The organism is Aeromonas sp. HMWF015 (genome assembly GCF_963878965.1).
In the GTDB taxonomy this organism is placed as follows: Bacteria; Pseudomonadota; Gammaproteobacteria; order Enterobacterales; family Aeromonadaceae; genus Aeromonas; species Aeromonas veronii.
In genome coordinates this window covers 17,569-23,475 of sequence record NZ_CAWNZT010000371.1, presented here as the reverse complement: position 1 = coordinate 23,475, position 5,907 = coordinate 17,569, and the positions used below count along the sequence as shown (strand labels likewise).

Here is a 5,907-nt window from a genome sequence, read left to right as displayed (position 1 = left end):
CCTCCAGCCTGCGCCGCCAGTGCCAGCTGCGCGCCGCCCGCCCGGATCTGGTGATCCGCGACCTGCGTGGCAACGTCAACACTCGCCTCGCCAAACTGGATGCCGGTGAGTACGACGCCATCATCCTCGCCGCCGCCGGTCTGAAACGACTGGAGATGGCGCAGCGCATCACCGCCTTTATCGAGCCGGAGCAGAGCCTGCCCGCCAACGGTCAGGGTGCCGTCGGCATCGAATGCCGCCTCGACGATGTAGAACTGCACGCCCTGCTGGCGCCGCTGGAGCACGCCGAGACCCGCGCCCGGGTGCTGACCGAGCGCGCCATGAATCGCGCCCTGCAAGGGGGATGTCAGGTGCCTATCGGTGCCTACGCACTGGTCGAAGGCGAGCAGATCTGGCTGCGCGGTCTGGTGGGCAGTCCCGATGGCAGCCAGGTGATCCGTGACGAGATCCGCGGCCCGCTGGTCGATGGCGAAGCGCTCGGCGAGCAGTTGGCTCAACGCCTGCTGGCCGCCGGTGCCGACGAGATCCTGGCCGAGGTCTACCGCACATGATCCCGCTGGTGGTGCGTCCGGCCACTCAGGCCGCCGAGCTGGTGCAGTTGCTGCGCCAGCACGGCCATGTACCACTCTGCTGCCCGCTGCTGGAAACCGTGGCGGGCAGCGAACTCCCTCTCCTGCCCGACCTGTTGCACAGTGCCGACGCGGTTATCGCCGTCAGCATCCATGCCGTTCATTTTGCACACGATTTTCTGTTGCAAACTGGTCAGACCTGGCCACATATTGAGTACTTTGCGGTGGGTCAGGCCAGCGCAGATGCGTTTGCAGCCATCGGCATCACGGCAAGCTGCCCGGATGACCCGCGCAGCGAAGGGCTGCTGGCCCTGCCCGCCCTGCAGCAGGTAGCAGGCAAACGGGTGCTGATCCTGCGCGGCAATGGCGGGCGGGATCTCATCGCCAGCACGCTGGCCTCACGCGGTGCTCTGGTGCACTATTGTGCGGCCTATGAACGCCACTACCCCGAGCTGGACGGGGACACATTAACCCACCACTGGCAGGCAGCGGGGCTGGACAGCCTGCTCATTACCAGTGGTGAACTGCTGCAACGGCTGCTGGAGCTGGTTCCCGACCACCAGCGGCCCTGGCTTTTTGACCGCCTGCTGGTGGTCCCCAGCCCGCGCGTGGCCGAGATGGCCAGCGCAGCGGGCTTTATCCATATCACGATTGCCCAAGGTGCATCCAACCAGGCCCTGACGGCCGCACTGGAACTGAGGAAGATGGAATGACAGAACAACAAGAATCCCAGGTCAAACCCCAGCCGACCGCTGCGGTCAATGGCAGCAAGAGCCGCTCCGGTGCCGTACTGGGAGGGGTTGCCATCCTGCTGGCCCTTGGCCTGACCGGCGGTCTCTATCTGCACGGTCACAAGAATGCCGTGGCCCAGCAGGCCGAACTGGCCCAGCTCAAGCAGCAGCTGGCGAGCGCCCTGAGCAAGATCGACCAGACCAGCAGCAAGGATGCCGAGCAGCTGGCCGCGCTGGATCAAACCCAGCAGCGGCTGCAGGGGGAGATGCAGGGTCTGCAGAACCGGGTACTGGACCTGAATGACAAGCGCCCCAACGACTGGATGCTGGCCGAATCCGAATATCTGGTACGGATGGCGGGCCGCAAACTGTGGCTGGAGCATGACCTTGTCTCCGCCATCACCCTGCTCGGCAATGCCGACGAGCGGATCGCCGCCCTCAACGACCCCAGCCTGATGCCGATCCGCAAGGCACTGGCCGAAGATATCGCCAAGCTCAAGGGGATGCCGCGCATCGACCGCGAGGGGCTGACCCTCAAGCTGGCTGCACTGTCCGACCAGATCGAGCTGCTGCCCCTCTCCACCGTCAGCATGCCGGAAGCCAAGGCCGAGCCGGATCAAGCGGTCAGCACCAATCCAGACGAGTGGGAGAGCAACCTGAAGAAGAACTGGGTCAAGTTCACCGAGAACTTCGTCACCATCCGTCGCCGCGATGGCGCGGTCGAGGCGCTGCTCTCGCCGCAGCAGGAGATCTTCCTGCGTGAAAACCTCAAGACCAAGCTGTTGCAGGCCCAGCTCTCCGTCTATCGCGAGCAGCAGGCGCTCTACGAAGACAGCCTGGACAAGGCCCAACGCTGGCTGACCCAGTATTTCGACACCGACAACAGCGCCACCCGCTACATGCAGGGCGAGATCGACAAGCTAAAGGGTGAGCAGATCCAGATCGACTATCCGGCCCAGTTCAAGACCCAGGCCATGCTGGAGCAGGTGCTGACCGAACGCCTGCAACGCATTCTGGCCAGCAGCTGAGGAGGGCACCATGATCCGTATAATCATTCTGGTTGCCGTGATGGTCGCAGGGCTGATCTTTGGCCCGCAAGCCTCCGGTAACAAGGGCTATGTGCTGATTGCCATTGGCAATTACACCATCGAATCTTCCGTCACCAGCGCGGTGATCCTGGCCGTGCTGTTCTACGGCGCCCTGCTGATCGTCGAGTGGCTGCTGGGTCGGGTATTCGGCCTGCGCCGCAAGACCCTAGGCTGGTACGGCTCACGCCGCCGCCGCAAGGCCAATCAACAGACCGTCGCCGCCACCCTGGCAATGGCCGAAGGCCACTACAGTCAGGCGGAAAAGCTGATGATCAAGGGGGCCAGCAACAGCGACACCCCGCTGCTCAACTACCTGAGCGCCGCCAAGGCGGCGCAGGCCCGTGGTGACGACGCCCGCCGGGATCAATACCTGCAAAAAGCGCAGGAGGAGAATCCCAAAGCCGAGCTGGCGCTCACCCTGACCCAGACCCAGCTGCAGATCGAGCAGGGCCAGTACGATACCGCGCTGGCGATGCTGGAGTCGGTCTACGCCCTCAACCCGCGCCACCCCATGGTGCTGGATCAGCTGCGCCAGGTGCATCTGGCCCGTCAGGACTGGAGTGCCCTGTGCGACCTGATTCCGGCGCTGCACAAGGTCGGCAAGCTGACCCCGAAACAGGAAGAAGATCTGCTGCAACAGGCTTGGTGTGGTCGTCTGCAACAGGCTGCCGGCAGCCTCGAGACCCTCAAGGCGGTATGGCAGGATCTGCCGCGCAAACTGCGCCTGGAGCCAGAACTGCTGGCCTGCTACGGCGATCTGCTGCGCCAGCTGGGTGCCGATGGCGAGGCCGCCACCCTGTGGCAGGAGGCGCTGCGCAAACAGCCGATGCCGCAGCTGCTGGCTCGCCTGCCCAAGCTGAAACTCGAGAGTTACCAGCCGCTGCTGGCACTGCTGCAAAAACAGCAGGGGCAACCGGAGGTAGACACCGCACTGGCCCAGCTCTATCTGCTGGCAGGTCAACTGGACGATGCCCAGAAGCTGCTGGAACAGGAGGTGGAGCGGGCGCCGAGCGCCGCCGCCTATCACGCTCTCGGCCAGCTGATGGACAAACGCCGCCTCACCAACAAGGCCAACGAGTACTATCGTCAGGCACTGGAACTGGCGGGGCTCTGATCCCCGGCAAACAGAAACGCGAGAGGCCGCATGATGCGGCCTCTTTTTTTATATCTTCGCCCTGCCCTCGTCAGGTAGTGAGCCGCTCCAGCTCGCCGATCAGCCAGATGGCCTCGGCGCGGTGGCTGCCACACACATCCATCATGGGGCGAAAACCGCCGCACACCGCCGGCCGCTCCGGTTGACCGAAGATCTTGCAGCCAAGGGCGCTATCGAGCTGGATACAGGGGACACCTGCCGGTTTGCCATCTGGCATACCGGGAATGGCACTGCTGATACTGGGGGCGATGCAACAGGCAGCGCAGCCGCTACGACACTCCATAGACTCCACTCCTTTGGGATGGTCTGAGCCACCATAGCCGAAGCGGCGGCACAAACGTAGCTGGCACACAACAAAAAGCCCGACCGCACGGGCGATCGGGCTTCAAACAACACAGCCGGTTCAGCGAGCCATCATCACAGGATGATATCGCGAACCACGCTGTCTTTACGTTCCAGGTAATGGATCGACTTGATACGGCGGCACTAGTACGGGACTTGCCGCCGACCAGTATTCACCACATCACAGAATAATGTCGCGCACTACGCTGTCTTTACGCTCAAGATAATGGATCGACTTGATACGGCGAATGGTGCGCGACTTGCCACGGATCAACAGAGTCTCGGTGGTCGCCATCACGCCATCGCTGGTGATGCCGTCCAGCAGATCACCCTTGGTGATGCCGGTGGCGGAGAAGATGACGTTGTCATTCTTCGCCATGTCTTCCAACTTGAGCACCTTGTTGACGTCGATGCCCAGCGCTTCGCAGCGGGCAATTTCCTGCTCGCCCAGCGCACGCACTTCCGGGCTGTCACCCTTGACCCGGTGACGCGGCACCAGACGGGCCTGCATGTCGCCATCCAGCGCGCGGATCACCGCCGCGGAGATCACCCCTTCCGGTGCGCCGCCGATGCCATACAGCATGTCGACTTCGCTGTCCGGCAGACAGGTGAGGATGGAGGCGGCAACGTCACCATCAGGAATGGCGAACACCCGCACGCCCAGACCCTGCATCTCCTTGATTGCCTTGTCATGACGCGGCTTGGCCAGGGTAATGACGGTCAGACGGGAGAGCGGCTTGCCCAGCGCCTTGGCCACCGACTTCAGGTTCAGCTCGAGAGCCTGATCCAGGTCGATGGCGCCTTTGGCCTTGGGCCCGACGATCAGCTTTTCCATGTACATGTCAGGCGCTTTCAGGAAAGAACCCTTGTCGCCCACCGCCAGCACCGCCAGCGCGTTGGCCTGACCCATGGCAGTCATGCGGGTACCCTCGATGGGATCGACCGCAATATCCACCGCGTCGCCGTGTCCGGTACCAACCTTCTCGCCGATATAGAGCATCGGCGCTTCATCAATTTCACCTTCGCCGATCACAATCTCACCATCGATCTCGATCTGGTTGAGAATGTGGCGCATGGCCGCTACGGCCGCCCCATCAGCGATATTCTTGTCACCACGTCCGAGCCACTTGTAGCCAGCCAGTGCAGCCGCTTCCGTCACTCGGGAAAACTCGATTGCCAGTTCACGTCTCATCGCATATCCAACCTATGGAGCTCGAAAACGGGCGGCATTCTACCACAAGGGCAAACCTTTGCGCACAAAAGTAGCCGCTGCGAGCAAGAATGTAGCCAATTCATCCAATTGCAACCCAATTGCCATCGACTCTTCATCCAACTGTCACCCCGCTGTCATCCCCGCTGCCTAGCATGACCCCGTTTTCAAAACAAAAGCTTGCAACACCACAAGGGATTAAGATGAAAAAGCTGACTGTAGTGGCACTGGCTCTCACCGCAGCCTTCCAGGCTCAAGCCGTTGAAGTGTACAAAAATGACACCTCCATGCTGGATCTCTATGGCCGTATCTACGCCGGTCAATTCTTTGGCGACAAGAAAGAAAACGTCGATACTGCCAACCCGAATGGCACCAAGGATTACAGCGCCAAGCAAGGGGCCAACCAGTTTGTCCGCTTCGGCGCCAAGGCCGAGACCCAGATCCAGAGCGGTCTGAAGGCGCTGGCCCAGTACGAAGTGCAGATGTACATCAACGACAGCGAGAAGACCATCAGCGAGAGCTCCGACAACCTGCGTACCCGTCTGGCGTTCGCCGGTGTCGGCGCTGACTGGGGCACCGTGACTTTCGGTCGCCAGAAAGGGGCCCCGGGCTTCCTGGCCGACTGGACTGATGTCTCCCTCTCCGACGGCTACGGCAACGAAGCGCTGGGCGCCAAGACTGACACCTTCGCCACCAACCGCGCCGGTTCCGTACTGAAATACTCCGGCCTGTTCAACGGCTTCCAGCTCGACACCAGCTACAAGTTCGACGGTGGGGACACCGAAGAGACCACCAGCAAAGACAGCGACGCCGC

At 62.1% G+C, this 5,907-nt stretch carries 7 protein-coding genes; 5 read left to right on the top strand and 2 right to left on the bottom strand.

What is annotated here, in order from left to right:
* From hemC to AACS18_RS19125, 4 genes are all read left to right on the top strand, one after another.
* Nucleotides 1-551: hydroxymethylbilane synthase (gene hemC / locus AACS18_RS23635; protein ID WP_258228662.1), on the top strand; the 551-nt coding region annotated here is incomplete at its 5' end.
* Entirely contained in the window at nt 548-1,282 is a 735-nt protein-coding gene (locus AACS18_RS19135; RefSeq protein ID WP_108611888.1) for a uroporphyrinogen-III synthase, read from the top strand. The genes hemC and AACS18_RS19135, both read left to right, overlap by 4 nt.
* A complete protein-coding gene (locus AACS18_RS19130; RefSeq protein ID WP_005336380.1) occupies nt 1,279-2,328 on the top strand; it encodes a uroporphyrinogen-III C-methyltransferase in 1,050 nt (349 codons plus the stop codon). The genes AACS18_RS19135 and AACS18_RS19130 overlap by 4 nt, the downstream gene beginning before the upstream one ends.
* Before the next feature lie 10 nt (nt 2,329-2,338).
* Entirely contained in the window at nt 2,339-3,502 is a 1,164-nt protein-coding gene (locus AACS18_RS19125) for a heme biosynthesis HemY N-terminal domain-containing protein (protein ID WP_108611887.1), read from the top strand.
* Between the two features lie 70 nt (nt 3,503-3,572).
* On the opposite strand, the gene AACS18_RS19120 is transcribed toward AACS18_RS19125, so the two are convergent.
* Entirely contained in the window at nt 3,573-3,824 is a 252-nt protein-coding gene (locus AACS18_RS19120) for a YkgJ family cysteine cluster protein (protein ID WP_005336384.1), read from the bottom strand.
* A gap of 240 nt (nt 3,825-4,064) precedes the next feature.
* Entirely contained in the window at nt 4,065-5,075 is a 1,011-nt protein-coding gene (gene glpX, locus AACS18_RS19115; protein ID WP_005336386.1) for a class II fructose-bisphosphatase, read from the bottom strand.
* Nucleotides 5,076-5,296: 221 nt separating this feature from the next.
* Between glpX and AACS18_RS19110 the strand changes: the two genes are divergently transcribed.
* Nucleotides 5,297-5,907, top strand: a 611-nt coding sequence (locus AACS18_RS19110; RefSeq protein ID WP_258228663.1) for a porin, incomplete at its 3' end; no start/stop codon positions are given.